Source organism: Sulfuricaulis sp. (genome assembly GCF_040901545.1).
Lineage (GTDB): Bacteria > Pseudomonadota > Gammaproteobacteria > Acidiferrobacterales > Sulfurifustaceae > Sulfuricaulis.
Window position 1 is genome coordinate 203648 of the sequence record NZ_JBBDYL010000045.1, and the last position, 15052, is coordinate 218699.

Sequence of the window (15052 nt, forward strand, 5' to 3'; positions counted from 1 at the left end):
TGCTGTTTCTCGTATGTTTTCATGTAGTACCCGGGTTGCGATACAATAGTTTCATCTGATGAGGCTATACTTTACATCCGTTATCCTTCAGTTAATCTGCCGGGATTAGGAATGGCAAAACATAATCCATTCAAATTTGATCCGGAAAAAGCGGTTGAGGTAATTCTGTATATCGCCAACCGGGCACCGAAACGCGATATCTATCACGTTTTAAAACTGCTCTATTTTGCTGATAAAGCACATCTGGAACGAAATGGCCGTTTCATTTGTGGCGATTCCTATGTTGCGATGAAGAGCGGCCCTGTTCCGAGCGGAACCTACGACATTATCAAAGACATCCGGGGCGATGGTATACATAGCTTTGCCGAACATGCTCGGCATGCGTTTACGGTAAAAGATAATTACGAGATTTCACCTTTACGGGATGCCGATTCAACATTTTTTAGTGAGTCAGATATTGAATGCCTTGATGAATCGATAAAAACGTATGGCTCACTATCCGGCGCAGAGCTTAAGAAGCACAGTCACGACGATGCCTATAAAGCGGCCGATGAAAATGACTTCATTGACATAGAGCAGATCGCCAGGATGTTCCCTGGCGGAGAGAAACTAATTAGACATCTGCAAAATCCGTATCCGGGATGATCCGTGATTCTTGGCGATCACTTCCCATCAGACGTAAAACTCAAAACCATCAAAGAGAAACTCCAACCCGGGCGGGTTGTGTATCTCTTCTGCGAATTCACCGTTCCAAAGCCGAAGGATAAGTATCTGTTGCTTTGTTGTATTGATCCTCTTCCGCTTTTTTTCGTTATCAATTCTGAAGTGAGTGATTTTATCCAAGAGCGCGCCCATCTGCTTCGTTGTCAGGCCAGGCTCGATGTCGCGAGCCACGATTTTCTGGATCATGACTCGTTTATAGCTTGTCACGAAGCCAAGTCCGAATTCAGCGTGGACGACATCAACAAACAACTGTTGAGCGACATGGATCGAATCAAGGGAATGATCTCAAATGATGTGCGCGACCAAGTTCTTGCTGCAGTAAAGGCGTGTACCGTTTTGCCGAATCGTGAAAAGGTATGGATTCTTAAAGCGCTTACCACTGCATAAAGGATCGAACGCGCGAAATCACTCAGCGCGAAAAACCGCGAAACTTATCTTGCCGAGCTGTCGGAGGGATTAAAGGGATATACGTATCTGGAGGATTAAAGCGGTTTGGAGATGTGCTAAGGCACCCCAGTATTGGAGTGCCCTAGCGATACATACAACGTATCAATGATCTATGTTTTTAAGTACGTTACCTCTGCTGCCTGATAACATGCCTGCCATACGAGCGGTGATTTACCTGTCTTTGACGGGTTCTTCGCGTCAAGCGCGAAATTCCCAATCGTGTCCGCAAGTTTCTGCCCAAGCTGGCCCTCAAGAAGTTTGACCGGATCGAGATTTTTCCCCCAGATATACCTGCCACCCTTTTCTTCAAGAATGGCGCGAAAAGCTCCGAGCATTGGGTAGACAAATCCACTCGGCACACCGTATGACGATTCCTTGCCGATAAACAGCAACTCCGCTTTGCGCTTTCCCTTGTAGGTTGTGACACCAGTGAGTCTACCAAACTTTCCTCCAGCCACGTCACCCCCCTTGCCACGAACAGTGTTGTAGAGATCGGGCAAACGCAGATGGATATAGTCGTAGAGTTCGAGAATATCTCTCGCCAAGGGATAGATCTTTTCATAGGACTTCATGTTCACTTTGAAGTGCTGTAGACACGCCGCTTTCGATCGGTAGGCGTTGATAGGATGGTTCTCGGAACTAAAATGTTCCCGATCAAATGCAGTCAGGATGGCTATTACATCCCTCACATCAATTGGCTTCGGGGTTCCATTCGGATTTTCTTCGTACTCCTTATACGCGATCAGATCATGATAGGGCGCACCTTTCAACGCCTTCTGCAACTTCTCGAATTCACCTGCAAGATTCATCAGACTTTCATCGCGAACCTGGTTCGACGTGTTACGCGCGTCAACGACGTTTGTTATGTCGTCCTGCTTGAATCCTTCGAGTAGCTCCACTCGAACGTATTGTGGATAGTCGAGACCCTCACGCTCATGTACGAGGATCTTGTATGTGTGTCCACCATCGAGGAGACCGTGCAAATTCCGATCGCGAAGACCAACGGTGACGGCGGATTTCTTGTTATCAAATGAAACTGATTCAACAGATAGAACGATCCCTCTGTTCATGAAAAGGAACATGTCAGGGTTATCGTGCAGACTCTGGCGAATGGCTTCCGGAACTGCGCCCGTGAGCTTGGGATCACGGACATTGATCTTCCGCCAGTCCGACAGGTCGGGAAGATCCTTGATATCGACTATAGCGAAATAGTCGCGGTAGCCCTGCTTGTTAAATGGTGTTTCTAAATGACGGAACGATATGGCGGGAAAAGAAAAAGAAGTGAGCTGGCTCATATTATGCCTCATGTTAAGTAAAGGTTGACCTTTAACTCTATATCCCGAGGGGCGGACCCCTACGGCCACTAGCTAGCCAAAACGGCTAAGCTATCTCAATTAGAATGCGCCACTCCGACGAAGGAGTCAAGGAAAGTTGCGGTACCGAGACGCACCGCACCTTCGTCGGCGTGATGGCTAGCGTTTCTTCAATCCGTCAGCATGACGCCAGAGGTACCACGATCCGACCGAGCGGAACGGCTGCCAGCAATCGGTCACGCGCTGAAAATCGGCTTTGGTGGGTTTGCGGCGGAGTTGGTAGGCAGCCTTGAAACCGCTCTGGATGCCGAAGTCGTCGACCGGCAGCACATCCAACCTGCCGAGTGTGAAGATCAGCAGCATCTCGACCGTCCAGCGTCCGACGCCGTAAATCTCGACGAGGCGGAGAATTAATTCTTCATCGTCGAGGCGCCGCGCCTGCACGCGGGTCGGGACAATTCCTTCGCGCGTTTTGTCGGCGATGTCGCGTATGGACTTGACCTTGTTGCGCGAGAACCCGACCGAACGCAGTCGCGCAAAATGTGTCGCCAGCACCTCGTGCGGTTCGGGGAATGGCTGGCCCGGATAGAGCGCGACGAAGCGGCCGAGAATCGTTTGGGCGGCGCGGCCGTTGAGTTGCTGGTGCGCGATGGCGCGCGTCAGGCTTTCGTAGGGCGACCGCCGCAGGGGGCGGAGCACGCACGGACCGATGTCGCGGATCAGCCGCGCCATGGTGCGATCGACGCGGGCCAGGTGGTTTACGGCGGCTTTGAGTTTGTCGGCAAAAGTTGGCACGGGAACCCGTTCACGAAGGTCAAAATAAGCGGGTCAGGTCATGAATTATAAGATTGTCCATGTGCCACCGCGCAGTTCCCGATACGACCGAGGCATCGTCAGATCGCCACAAACGCTGACCGGTTGTAATCGCGGTTCCTGTTTCTTCACCGCCGACGATTATCCGTTCTGCCTCGAGTGTCGAAGACAGGGCTCCGGCGGGGCTCTCCGGCCTCCCCACGCGTCAGAGCACAGCGAGGCTTACTGACTACCGGAGGAAAATCAGGTACACAAAAACCGCGATTAGAACCGCAAGAATCACATAGTTTTGTTTCTTGCTTTCCTTCATAACGAGCTTTGCCATGTTGTCCTCTCCGTGGTCGCATTATGAATATTTAGTGAAAACAGCGAAACCATAGGAAACGCCATCGAGGTCAGGCTTGCAAAGAAACATTCAATCAAGAACTTCCCGCAGTGGCCGCCGACAAGCATGTTCTTGGCTCGGGGTGAAATCAAGTCATGGCGGCGTACCGCGGTTATGCGGCTGCTGAGCGGTAGTTTCGTCAGCCGGATGGTTTCGTGGCGATGGTTTTCACTGCCCTGGTTCGCAAATTGACCTGGAAGGATTTCCGGACGAACAGGAACCGGCCGATATCCGCACGGTAGACGTTGGTATCGGGAGTGGGATGCAAGATGATCCAATCGTTCGGCGCTTTCGCACTGACATAGCCGCTGCGCGCGTCGTCGAAAATGGGGATTCGTATTCGCTGCTCGGTACCGCCGCGCGTGACGACCAGGTATTCACGATGAGTGATAGTCCCCGGATTGTGCAGCTCCAGACGGTACCGAATGGTCTGACCGTGCGCGTTGAGCACCGTGGTGCCGCTGGTTTCAACTTCCGCCGTGGCGAGCGACGGGAGCCATTCCCCGTAGGCGGCGTGATGCGTCTTCGCCACATACCAGCCTGAACCGAGGACGATAGCGAGGAGGGCCACGGTAAGCCACTCATTTTCCCGCCGGTAGGCCATCACGGCCACGACCAGCACGATGGGAATACTGAATACCAGGGTTGGCACGATGACCGATCCCTCAAACAACAGCGAATCGCGCAACCAGTTGGAAACAAAACCCAGCACCACGAGCGTCGCCGTGGTGTAGCACAGGGTAACGAGGACGATGAATTTACGCATGCGTGCTATCTCGTTGATTCAAAGTCGGCACATTCGTTAAGAGTATAGATGTATCGCTTTATTCGAGCGGCAGTTTTGCTTCGCGCGGGTCAGTTGGGGTGTCGAAACCATGAGATTACACAGGGGTATATTAAGGTTAAATATTGACGCGCCTTGCGGAAAGCGTATCTTGATACGTTAAACCGTTGGGCCTTGGTTGCCGGTACGAAATACCAGCACGAGAGTGAGCGACGCCAATACCGATTCGGGCTAACAGACATGGGCGTTGACCGTAAGACAATTGTCATGATGTTCGCGATCGCCGGGTGGCTGGCGATGAGCGTGAATGCGCCTGCAAGTGCCGAGGAAATCTACAAATCCGTCGATAAAGCCGGCAAGGTCACGTATTCAACAGCACCGCGCGCGGACGCCGTGATCATGAAAAAGTTGGAGCCACCCCATCAACCGACGCCGGAGGAAGTCAGCGCCGCGGAAGAACAACATCAATTAATCGAGACCTTCGGCGCGGAGTTGGAAAAAAACCGCAAGCAGCGCGAGGAAGATCTGGCGCGTAAAGCGGCCGAAGAGCGCGCGCAACAAAATGCCGGCCGCATCGCGATCGTATACCTGCCAGTGCCGGTGTTGGTGTCGCCGGTCCACCCCATATCGCATTTCAAGTCTCGATTTCCTCTGGTCCGACCGCACGCGCGCGGTCGGATGTAAGCGTCAGGTCTTGCGGTGACGTACGCTGATTACTGCGAATCGCCCCGTCACCCTACCGCCCCGGGTCAGTTTGAATCGGAAACGTCGGGTGGGGTTTGCCCGGTGCGAATCCAAGATAGGATCGCCTTGATGGTCTTGATCTCCGTGCCGACGAAGCCATGCTGGGTACGTGCATCGCATGGATTGCCGCGAACGTCCTTCTCACCGGTCACCGTCACCAAAGGCGACTGCGTCTCTCTGGCGTAATTCTTTATCTGCCAATACGGCGTCCACTTGCAGGGATCGTGTTTGTGATGAACCCATAGCACCGGAACCGAGATTTTCTTGACATCCGATGCCTGAACGCCCCGCCCCGCATAACTCGAATTGACGAGCGACGACGTAAGCACGACCTGTTTGATTCGCGCCGACAACATCCGCCCCGCGTGGGCGGCGCTGACCGATCCCTCGCTCGTGCCGATAAAAGTCCATTCCATCCGGCCGTAGCGTTTTGAAATCGCGTCGAGCACACCATTGATATCCTCGCCATACCGTTGGGTTTCCCGAAACGAATGCGGAAAACTGCCTTGGTGGTCGCTCGGGGCATCGACCACAACGGTTAGGACATCGTCGGCGAGAAAATGCCGCCGTGCCCGAATCAGAAAGTTGCCGCCAAGTTTGTCTATCTTTACCCGGCCGCCTTCCATTCTGAGATTGCCATAACCAGGGCTACCCGGAAAAAGCGCAATCGCATGCGTGAACTTCGATGCTCCGGGCTTGTGAGTAATCAACGCCGCAATGTTCCGGCCCTGGAGCGGAACGACGATGACCTCGTTGAAGAGCGCGGCGTAAGGGTCATTCTGCGCCCACGCCTGCGGCAACGGTGACCAACAATACACCAACGACAGAATTAATATCCCGAACCAACGCCCGTGCATGGTACCTCCCTAGCTTACGGTATCGCGTGGGTATCTTGCTCGAAACCGACCCGCTATTTCGACTGCTTCAGGCGCGTGAGGAGCTGCGTCTTCATCGTGTCGGGCATGCCGAGAAAGTTCGTTTCCACCATTCCCAGCAGCGCCCGCCTGTTTTCCATGTCCCAGCCGCGAAACTCGGCGGCCATGGTTTCCACGTATTCGCCGCGCTCTGGTTCGGGCATTTTCGCGAACGTATCGCGCGCTTCGTCGAGGTTTTGCTGCATGTCGCGCATCGATCTCAGCAGCATGCGCAGTACCCCGCCGCCCATGGGCGAGTCCGAGGCCTGCTGCAGCACCGTCTTCAATTCTCCCGGTTTGCACCGGGGCGCGGCGGAAGGCATCGCCGTGCTCATCTGTTCCAGCAGCGTTGCCAGCTCTTCGACTTCAGCACTGGTCAGCGGCGGGCTCTCCTGCATGGCTTGCATGGCCGTTGCCATGTCCGGCATGGCGCCCGGCGTCCCGAGGCCTTGATTGTCCTGGTCGTTAGCGCCGTGCTGGGCCTGTTCTTTCGCCATCATCGCCTGTGCCTGCGCCATCTGGTCTTTCATCATCTCCTCCATGCCCGGCGGCATGGCCATGCCGCCGCCCATGCCGGGTATGGCAGGAAGCCCGCCCCGGGCCGTGCCGGCAGCACCCGAGCGCGGCAACTTGCCCGCGCCCGGTATCGAACCCAGGCCAGGCATGGTCCCGCGCCCGCCCAACATGCCGGCTAACCCGGCTGCGCCCGGGCCTGCGATCGGCAAGCCGCACGGTCCGGCACTCGCGAGTATTTGATTAACCTGTCCCTCGACGAAGCTCCTGACAATGCCCTTCACCAGGTCCCTGGCCAAGAGCGCGAGCGGCCCGACGGCCTGGACCGGAAGGGAAAGCAAGGCCACCAGCAGGAAGTATCCGGCAATGCGCTTCATGGTTCCTCCTCAGCGGGCTTTATGATGGACGCGGTATTATCGGTGCAGGTTGGCGCGTCGAATTTTCCAGTATACAGCGCGGCGCGAAAAATAGCGGCGGACGGCCGGACTGCCGAGAAATAGGCCGCCATCTAAATCGAAGCCACCGGATCAAACTCGATTGCATCGGAGAATCCCGGGGCCCGAGTGAACAGCCTCGACTGTGACGCAGCGGGATTATCCGGACTCGCCTGCTTTGACTTTCAATCGCAGCGCCATGATGCCCATCTGTTGCCATTGCCGAGCGGTGGCAAAGCGGCCGCGCACATCCCGCGGCTCGACAAGCTTATTTATCGCGTGGCCGATGGGCTAATTATCGAAACCGCCAGGTGAGGCCGGCGGTCACCTGCGTCGTGCGGGTGCTGCCGTCCATGACATTGCGCACGATCCCGAAAGCGAGGTCGAGATCCTTGCTGGGAGCATAGATGGCGCCGAGCTCGACGAAACCCATGCGCGCCTTGGCGGCCAGGTCCGGGTTAGTCATGATGCCGGCGTCGAGCGCCAGCGTCCAGCCCTCGGCGACATCCCATACCGGCGCCACCGACAATTGATAGAGCGTGCGGCGCTCGGCGGCGTTGAGTGCATCGTCGGCGTAATTCACCCGGTCGACCAGCAGGTTCGCATGCACCGCGCCAAAACCGGTCTCCTGGGTCAACAACAAACCGACTCCGTAAGCGGCGCGCGCTGTGCCGAGTCCCCGCGCTTCGCTTTCCTTCGAGACGGGGAATTTAACCTGCGGTTTGAAGGCGAGGCTTAATTTGCTCGCCTCGTTTTCGTGGAAACGCCACTTGGCGCCGAGGACCGGGTTCACCTCGCCGCGCTCCACGGTCGCCGGGGCATCCGGTATGATTTTCTGGCGGCCGAGACCGATAAAAATATCTAGCGCGTCGGTGATACCGCGCGTAAATCCGACGGGCACCTCATGCGTGGTGGTCGCTTCGCCAGGCACTCTGTCGGTTGAACGGTTGTAAGCGGCTTCCATCTGATTGCCGCCGGCGCCTTGCGTGCCGGTATCATCGGTCACCAACGGCTGAAAGGCCGACGCGGCGACCGGCAACAGGACAACGCCGGCAAGGGGGGTGATTGATAATTTCATTGGCCGCGAGCCTCGCGCTGAATTCCGATTGTGCATTGCCCATCGGCACACCGGCATTCTCACCCGGTCGATCGGTGTGAGTTGTGGCCGATGCATGTCGTGATATTCAGTATTTCACTTTGATCTTGTCCACATCCTCCTTGGTGATGGCCGGTACATCGCCTTTCGCTTTCCACCGGTTAAGTTTCCAGGCATCCTTCCCCACCCACTCCTTGAAAAGATTCAAATTTTTCTGGCGCTCTTCCTCGGCAGCGCCCAGGAATTGATACATATTGCCCGGCTTGCCACCGGCGTTTTTCCCGTCGTCGAGCCGTCGCATGATGGCGCCGGTATCAGGCCAGCCGATATAGAAAATCAGATCGGCATAAGTATCCATTCTTGGCCCCTTCAGCATGGCCTCAAATTTTTTTTGATCCTCCTTGAAATCACCGAGATAGGGGGCGCTCGCTCCATGGCAAGCCGAGCATTTTTGCTCCCACAGCGGTCGGATGTCTTTACGGTAAGTTACTTCGTCGGCGAAGCTGGCAATTGAAATACCAAAAACAGCAAAAATCGCGAACCCGGTCCGTAACATGGTTTATTTCCTCAAAGGTTAAGAGATATTTTGAAACAAAAATTACGTGCGGATGCATAATTAGTGTAACCCGTAATGCTCGCGGTGCTTTGATTTGGATCAAACCGGCACCGGTTTGCTGTCGACCGTCTGATGCAGGTCAGTCGGCTGATCTGGAAAGCTTTACGGTTCTCGAGGATTGAGCCTAGCCCGTTGTCGAAGTATCGACATCTTCCGCACGGGGAGAATAACCCCGCGGATTCCGGTTATCGCCGGGCCTGCGGAAGGGGGACCAGATACCCCCCAAGATATCAATATTCAAAGGGGTCTCGCCGGCGCGGAGTCATTTCAGGTGGACTGACGGGCAACGGACGACCCGACGATGTTTGCCTGCAAACGCAATCCTTTTTCATCCAGCGACGTTATCTCATTATACCGCTGTGGTTCCGCAAGCTGTTCGAGGAGGTCGGATGGTAAACCGGCCTGGGAGTCTCAATGGTGAGCGTGTACGTCTTGTGGCCATGGCTGGTACTATGGGATATTGCTAGGCCCTGAATGGCTCAGTGTTAATACCTTTTCGCTTTCGTATAAACCGATGGGATTTAACCTTCCAGGCAAAGAGGGGCGGTGGGCTGTGGCCTCGCGACGCGATAGGAGGTGACGCGCGTGCGCTGTCACCGCAGAATGATGCAACACCAGGTGATATATCGACCAACACAGGAGAACCGATCATGAAGAAAACTACCAAATTGATCACCGCCGTCCTCGGGCTGTTCGGGGGGCTAGTCGCCGCGCTGGCGATCGCGGCCTATCCGGATAAGACGATCAGTTACATCATCGCCTTCGGCCCGGGCGGCGAGTCCGACGTCTCGGCGCGCCTGCAGGAGCCGTTCTTCAAGAAATTCACGGGTCAGAACATCGCCATCCAGTACAAGCCCGGAGCCGGCGGCGCCTCGACCTGGTCGCAGCTCAACGGCATGCCGGCCGACGGCTACACCATCGTCGGCACCAACATTCCGCACATTGTTCTGCAGCCGCTCGAGAAAGATGTCGGCTACGAGACTGCCGATGTGGTTAACGTGTACTGGTTCCACTACACGCCGGATGCGATCATGGTGCCCGCGGACAGCCCGTACAAGACGCTCAAGGACCTGGTCGAGGCCGCGAAGAAGGCACCGGGCACAATCACGTTCTCCGGCTCGGGCACCAACTCTGCCAACCATCTGGCGCAACAGCGCTTCGACAAGCTCGCCGGTATCAAGACCACCTACGTGCCATTCAAGGGCACGGGCGCGTCGAACACGGCGCTACTCGGCAAGCAGGTGACCGGCTCGTGGGGGTACACCACCGTGCAGATGATGCTCGGCGAAAAGGCCCGCTGCCTGGCGGCGGCGATGGAAAAGCGCCACCCCAAGATCCCCGACTGCCCGACGTTCAAGGAGCTGGGCTATGACCTGATCGGCGGCGCCTACCGCGGGATCGCCGTGCCGAAGTCCACGCCCGACAACGTCAAGAAGGCCGTCTCCGACCTGATCGGCAAGATCAACAAGGACCCGGAGTTCATCGCCAAGATGGAGGAGAACGGGTTTGCCATGGTCGACGTGAGCTTGGCCGAGATGCCCAAGTTCATGGACCAGATGCGCCAGCTCTACACCGGGCTCGCGGTCGATATGGGCATTAAGAAGCGCTAGCCGCTTCAACTGATGAATTCGGTGGCGACGAAGCCGGACGGCGATGCCGGGCATCGAGTTTCTGGTTGACGCGCTGACTCCGGTCAATCTGCTGCTCGCGGTTGTTGGCGTTGCGGCCGGGACGATCATCGGTGCGCTGCCCGGCCTCACCGCCACCATGGCGGTGGCAGTGCTCGTGCCGTTCACCTTCGGAATGCCGCCGGCATCGGCGTTGATCGTCCTCGGGGCGATTTACACCGGCGCGATTTACGGCGGTGCGTATTCCGCGATTCTGCTCAACACCCCCGGCACGCCCTCGGCGATCGCCACCACCTTCGAAGGCTACCCCATGGCCAAGCGAGGCGACGGCGATCTCGCCATCACGCTCGCCTGTCTGGCTTCGGTCTTTGGCGGTCTGGTGGGTGCGCTATTTCTGCTTGGTCTCGCGCCGCCGCTGGCGGAGGTGGCGCTGAAGTTCGGACCGGTCGAATACTTTTGGCTCGCGATCTTCGGACTGACGCTGATCGGTACCCTGAGTGAAGGTAACATGCTCAAGGGCTTGATCGGCGGTTGTGCCGGGTTATTGCTGTCCATGATCGGTGTGGCGGAGGTGGGCGGCGACATCCGCTACACCATGGACCTCAAGATGCTGCTCGGCGGCGTCGACGTGGTGTCGGCCCTCATCGGCCTGTATTGCATCCCGGTGCTGATCGATCTGGTCGCAACGCCGGATCCGCACCTGAAACTCGGCAACCAAATAGCCGGCTACCGTTTGCGCGAGGCGCTGTCGATCTCGTTGCGCTCCAAGGTTAATCTCATCCGCAGCTCCGTCGTCGGGACATTCGTCGGCATCCTCCCGGGCGCCGGCGGATCGATCGCCTCGCTGGTGGCGTACTCGGAAGCACGGCGCACATCAAAGCGATTGACGAATTTCGGCAAAGGCGAGCCGGACGGGGTATTGGCCACCGAAAGCGCAAACAACGCCACCGTGGGCGGTGGCCTGATTCCCACCCTGGTGCTTGGCATTCCCGGAACCCCACCCGACGCTGTCATCCTTGGCGCCCTGCTGGTTCAGGGCATCCGCACCGGGCCTTCGCTGTTCGGCGAGCAGAGCTCGATCGTGTACACGTTTATTTATGGTCTCATCATCGCCACGTTGCTGATGCTGCCGATGGGGTTGCTGATCGGACGTTATGCATTCAAGTCGATCGTGACCATCCCGAAGGCGGTACTGGTGCCGGCAGTCGGTTTTCTGACGGTGATCGGCAGTTATGCCATCAACAACAACACAGATGATGTGCTTGTGATGGTGGTACTCGGCATCATCGGGTGGGTCCTCAACCGTTTGGGTTACAGTCCGTCGCCGATCGTGCTCGGCGTGATTCTCGGCCCGATCGCGGAGGCGGGATTCGTCCAGGGTTATCTCATCGGCGGCGCGCGCGGAAGCGTACTGGCCGAGTTCTTTTTCCGTCCGATCTCCATGGCGGTCATCGGTTTTATCCTGTTGTCCTTGTTCTACCCGTACCTGACACGGCGATGGCACATGCGCCGAGGGGTGGTGTCCGGTGACTGAGCGACCCGCGCGCGACATCGCGAGCCTGCTGTCCGCCGTCGGATTTATCGTCGTCGGGGCGCTGGCGCTGTATTACACCCGCGACATGACCCCGCTCGGGTCGGTGTTCCCGCGCACCATCGCCTCGGCGATGATCATATTTTCAGTTATCTATATTGTCTGGCGTTTCTTCAAGCCCCACGTCGGTGTCGAGCCACCGGCGCCGGGCTCGATCCCGCGCCGGCTGTTGCTGGTCGCGGTAATGGTCGCATGGGCGCTGTTGCTCAACCGCATCGGGTTTTTGGTTACCAGCGTAGTGGCGGCGCTGGCGCTGTTGCTGGTCGCCAACTGGGACCGCTGGACTGTGCGCCGCGCCATCGTCTACGCGCTCAGCACGCTGGCCTTGGTCGTCGGACTGTACGCGGTATTTGCTTTCGGACTGAAAGTGCCGCTGCCGACGGGCGCCCTGATGTAGCGTTAAACAAGTCCTACCCTGATATATTTCAGCAGTTCGGCACTTTCGTCGATGGTATATCCCGTTGCAGAACGACTACGTGCGCCTGCCCGGCATTGTTGGTTTCGGTTTCGAGGCCAAGACGGATCTGTAGGGATCATGGCGCCGCTGGCGCGCGCCTAACCGGCATCGGGCGCGTCGGCCGGCGCACTTTTAACCTTGAGCGCGAGCGGCTTGGAGATGCCGAGCTGCTTGAGCCGTTGCTCGGCGGCGTCGAGATTCTCCAGCTTGTCAAACGGGCCCAGGCGTACCCGATAGTAGTCCCCCCGCCCCTCGATGGTGACTTTCTGAATCTGCGCGACCAGGCCCGCGAGTGCGAGCTTGGCCTTGAGATGATCGGCCTCTTCAAAGCCGGCGAATGAGCCTGCCTGCAGAATGTAACTGACGCCCTCCTCCGGTTTGGTTTTGACCGGTTTGGCGCGCGCACGCCGTTCGGGCAGCACCGTCTCGGTTTCCGGAAGGATGGTGTAGAAATCGAATTTAGGCTTCGGAAGTTTCGCCGGTTCAGGCGCTCTTTTTGCTGGTTTTTCCGCCGGTTTGTTGAAGCTGGAAAAGAGGTTCGAGAGACCGCCACGGCCGTCGGCGCGATGCGTGAGCATTTGTGTCAGCATCACACCGGCCACGCCGATGCCGATGCCGACCAAAAGCAGCAACCAGCCGCGTTTGTGCCACCGAGGTCCGGAAGATCTTCTGCGCCCCTGGGTCATGGAAAGCTATTTAGCCACAGCGGGCCGAAAGAACACAGCGGAAAGAAACAAAATGATCATATTCATTTAGGGTCTTGCTATTCCCTGTGCGCTCGGCGATGCCGTTCGCGGAATCTACATACTTTCCGGCGCCGACACACCCAGGAGCGCGAGCCCATTGGCAATGACCTGGCGTGCGGCCGAAATCAAGTTAAGACGCGCATCGCGCACCGCGGCGTCGTCCACCAGAAAAGTGTGCGCCCCGTAATAGGTATGAAAATCGTAGGCGAGTTCTCGCAGGTAGTACGCGAGTTGATGCGGCTCATAGGCCAACGCAGCGGCCTCCACCATTTCGGGATAGCGCGCGAGGCGCTCGATGAGCGCCAGCTCATGAGGTTCCGTGAGGCGAGTGAGATTCCGGTCGCCGTTGGACGGATCATGAGCGAGCCCTTTTTCTTTCAGTTGGCGATACACGCTATGAATACGCGCGTGCGCGTACTGCACGTAATACACCGGGTTGTCGCTGGACTGTGACTTGGCCAGATCGAGATCGAAATCCATGTGTTGTTCACATTTGCGCAGCACGTAAAAAAACCGCGCGGCGTCATTACCCACTTCGCTCCGCAAGGTACGCAGCGTGACAAATTCGCCGCTGCGCGTGGACATCTGCATGCGCTCACCTCCTTTATACAGGATGGCGAACTGGACCAGCAGTACGTGCAACCGCTCCGGGTCATCACCGATCGCGGCCAGTGCGGCCTTGATACGCGGAACGTAACCGTGATGATCCGCTCCCCAGATGTCGATGACCCGGTCGAAGCCGCGTTCGAGCTTGTCCATGTGGTAGGCGATGTCGTGGGCGAAATAGGTTTTCTGGCCGTTTTCGCGCACCAGTACGCGGTCCTTTTCATCGCCATAGTCGGTGGAACGGAACCACAGTGCTCCCTCTTTTTCATACGCATGATCCGATTGCTTTAGGCGGACGATGGCGCGATCGGCGGCGCCGTCTTCCACCAGTGCGCGCTCGGAAAACCACTGATCGTACGTGACACCGAATTCCTCTAGATCCTGGCGGATGTCATCGAGAATGACCCGCAGTCCGCGATCGAATACCTGGCGATAGTCGTTTGGGCCAAGGAGCGATTTGGCCCGCTCGATCAGCGCGTCGATGTGTTTCTCCTTGTCGCCGTTTTTGGGTTCATCCGGCGGGATGTTTTCGAACAGCACCGCCGCCGGTCGGCGAAACTTGTCGCCGTTTTCCCGTCGTACGGCGGCGCTGATGTCGTGCACGTAGTCGCCCCGGTAACCGTTGACGGGAAAGTCAAATTTCTCACCACTCAGCGCGAGGTAGCGCAGCCAGACACTGGTGGCGAGAATGTCCATCTGCCGGCCGGCGTCGTTGACGTAATATTCGCGATGCACCGCAAAGCCCACGGCGTCCAGCAAATTGGCCAGCGTGGCCCCGTAGGCCGCACCGCGCCCGTGACCGACGTGCAGCGGGCCCGTGGGGTTGGCCGAAACGAATTCCAGCTGGATTTTACGGCCCGCGCCGATCCGGCTGCGGCCGAATCGTTCGCGATGCGCCAGCACTTCACGGATGACATCGAGTTGGGCATCGGACGTGAGAAAAAAATTGATGAAGCCCGGCCCCGCAATCTTAACCTTGGCGATTTTTTCAGAAGCCGGCAGGGCTTTGCGGATTTTTTCAGCGAGCTCGCGCGGCTTGGCGCGCACCACTTTTGCCAGGACCAACGCTACATTGCTGGCAAAATCGCCGTGTTCCTTGGATTTCGTGTGATCGACATCGATGGTGGCGCCGTGATCTTGCGGCAGCACGCCATTGGCCTCGAGGCCCGCAAGTGCCGAGGCAATCAGATTTTCGATGTGGTGTTTCAAGATGGTTTGTTATGCGCCCAAATGTCGCCGATT

17 protein-coding genes are annotated in these 15052 nt (G+C 57.2%); 8 read left to right on the forward strand and 9 right to left on the reverse strand.

The window, feature by feature from the left end; translation table 11 throughout:
- Positions 1–111 precede the first annotated feature (111 nt).
- Genes WD823_RS09340 through WD823_RS09350 form a run of 3 tightly spaced genes read left to right on the forward strand, consistent with a single transcriptional unit; the run spans position 112 to position 1209 of the window.
- Positions 112–645 carry a Panacea domain-containing protein gene (locus WD823_RS09340; RefSeq protein ID WP_368429211.1) on the forward strand — a complete coding sequence of 178 codons (534 nt, stop codon included), beginning with the start codon at positions 112–114 and terminating at the stop codon, positions 643–645.
- A gap of 3 nt (positions 646–648) precedes the next feature.
- Positions 649–1110 (forward strand): hypothetical protein, encoded by a 462-nt coding sequence (locus WD823_RS09345; RefSeq protein WP_368429212.1) that lies wholly within the window; start codon positions 649–651, stop codon positions 1108–1110.
- A 3-nt stretch (positions 1111–1113) separates the two neighbouring features.
- Entirely contained in the window at positions 1114–1209 is a 96-nt protein-coding gene (locus WD823_RS09350; protein ID WP_368429321.1) for a hypothetical protein, read from the forward strand.
- A 71-nt stretch (positions 1210–1280) separates the two neighbouring features.
- On the opposite strand, the gene WD823_RS09355 is transcribed toward WD823_RS09350, so the two are convergent.
- The 3 genes from WD823_RS09355 to WD823_RS09365 all read right to left on the reverse strand — a co-directional run bounded on the left by WD823_RS09355 (position 1281) and on the right by WD823_RS09365 (position 4447).
- Positions 1281–2465, reverse strand: a complete 1185-nt coding sequence (locus tag WD823_RS09355; RefSeq protein ID WP_368429213.1) for an AIPR family protein — start codon at positions 2463–2465, stop codon at positions 1281–1283.
- A 177-nt stretch (positions 2466–2642) separates the two neighbouring features.
- The gene (locus tag WD823_RS09360) at positions 2643–3278 is read right to left on the reverse strand and encodes a DNA-3-methyladenine glycosylase (protein ID WP_368429214.1); all 636 of its coding nucleotides are present in this window, start codon (positions 3276–3278) and stop codon (positions 2643–2645) included.
- A gap of 542 nt (positions 3279–3820) precedes the next feature.
- On the reverse strand, positions 3821–4447 hold the full coding sequence (locus tag WD823_RS09365) for a hypothetical protein (protein WP_368429215.1): 627 nt from the start codon (positions 4445–4447) through the stop codon (positions 3821–3823).
- A 258-nt stretch (positions 4448–4705) separates the two neighbouring features.
- Between WD823_RS09365 and WD823_RS09370 the strand changes: the two genes are divergently transcribed.
- Positions 4706–5149 (forward strand): DUF4124 domain-containing protein, encoded by a 444-nt coding sequence (locus tag WD823_RS09370; protein WP_368429216.1) that lies wholly within the window; start codon positions 4706–4708, stop codon positions 5147–5149.
- 65 nt (positions 5150–5214) lie between these two features.
- Here the strand turns inward: WD823_RS09370 and WD823_RS09375 are convergent, their stop codons facing one another.
- Complete coding sequence (locus tag WD823_RS09375; RefSeq protein WP_368429217.1) at positions 5215–6066, reverse strand: alpha/beta fold hydrolase; 852 nt, start codon at positions 6064–6066, stop codon at positions 5215–5217.
- A 53-nt stretch (positions 6067–6119) separates the two neighbouring features.
- Positions 6120–7013, reverse strand: a complete 894-nt coding sequence (locus WD823_RS09380; protein ID WP_368429218.1) for a hypothetical protein — start codon at positions 7011–7013, stop codon at positions 6120–6122.
- 186 nt (positions 7014–7199) lie between these two features.
- Here WD823_RS09380 and WD823_RS09385 point away from each other — a divergent pair, with 186 nt between their 5' ends.
- Positions 7200–7385, forward strand: coding sequence for a hypothetical protein (locus WD823_RS09385; RefSeq protein WP_368429219.1), 186 nt, complete (start codon positions 7200–7202; stop codon positions 7383–7385).
- On the opposite strand, the gene WD823_RS09390 is transcribed toward WD823_RS09385, so the two are convergent.
- A complete protein-coding gene (locus WD823_RS09390; protein WP_368429220.1) occupies positions 7366–8148 on the reverse strand; it encodes a transporter in 783 nt (260 codons plus the stop codon). The two genes, WD823_RS09385 and WD823_RS09390, sit on opposite strands and share 20 nt — an antisense overlap.
- A 106-nt stretch (positions 8149–8254) precedes the next feature.
- The gene (locus tag WD823_RS09395) at positions 8255–8722 is read right to left on the reverse strand and encodes a cytochrome C (RefSeq protein WP_368429221.1); all 468 of its coding nucleotides are present in this window, start codon (positions 8720–8722) and stop codon (positions 8255–8257) included.
- 710 nt (positions 8723–9432) lie between these two features.
- Here WD823_RS09395 and WD823_RS09400 point away from each other — a divergent pair.
- The 3 genes from WD823_RS09400 to WD823_RS09410 are packed head-to-tail and all read left to right on the forward strand — an operon-like array spanning position 9433 to position 12398.
- Positions 9433–10392, forward strand: coding sequence for a tripartite tricarboxylate transporter substrate binding protein (locus WD823_RS09400; protein ID WP_368429222.1), 960 nt, complete (start codon positions 9433–9435; stop codon positions 10390–10392).
- 43 nt (positions 10393–10435) lie between these two features.
- Positions 10436–11944: a tripartite tricarboxylate transporter permease gene (locus WD823_RS09405; protein ID WP_368429223.1), complete on the forward strand. Its 1509-nt coding sequence runs from the start codon at positions 10436–10438 to the stop codon at positions 11942–11944.
- Complete coding sequence (locus WD823_RS09410) at positions 11937–12398, forward strand: tripartite tricarboxylate transporter TctB family protein (RefSeq protein WP_368429224.1); 462 nt, start codon at positions 11937–11939, stop codon at positions 12396–12398. Before WD823_RS09405 ends, WD823_RS09410 begins: the two co-directional genes overlap by 8 nt.
- Before the next feature lie 158 nt (positions 12399–12556).
- Here WD823_RS09410 and WD823_RS09415 read toward each other — a convergent pair whose 3' ends face one another.
- Both WD823_RS09415 and argS read right to left on the reverse strand, forming a co-directional pair.
- Complete coding sequence (locus tag WD823_RS09415; protein ID WP_368429225.1) at positions 12557–13144, reverse strand: SPOR domain-containing protein; 588 nt, start codon at positions 13142–13144, stop codon at positions 12557–12559.
- A gap of 114 nt (positions 13145–13258) precedes the next feature.
- On the reverse strand, positions 13259–15019 hold the full coding sequence (gene argS / locus WD823_RS09420; RefSeq protein WP_368429226.1) for an arginine--tRNA ligase: 1761 nt from the start codon (positions 15017–15019) through the stop codon (positions 13259–13261).
- Between the last annotated feature and the right edge of the window lie 33 nt (positions 15020–15052).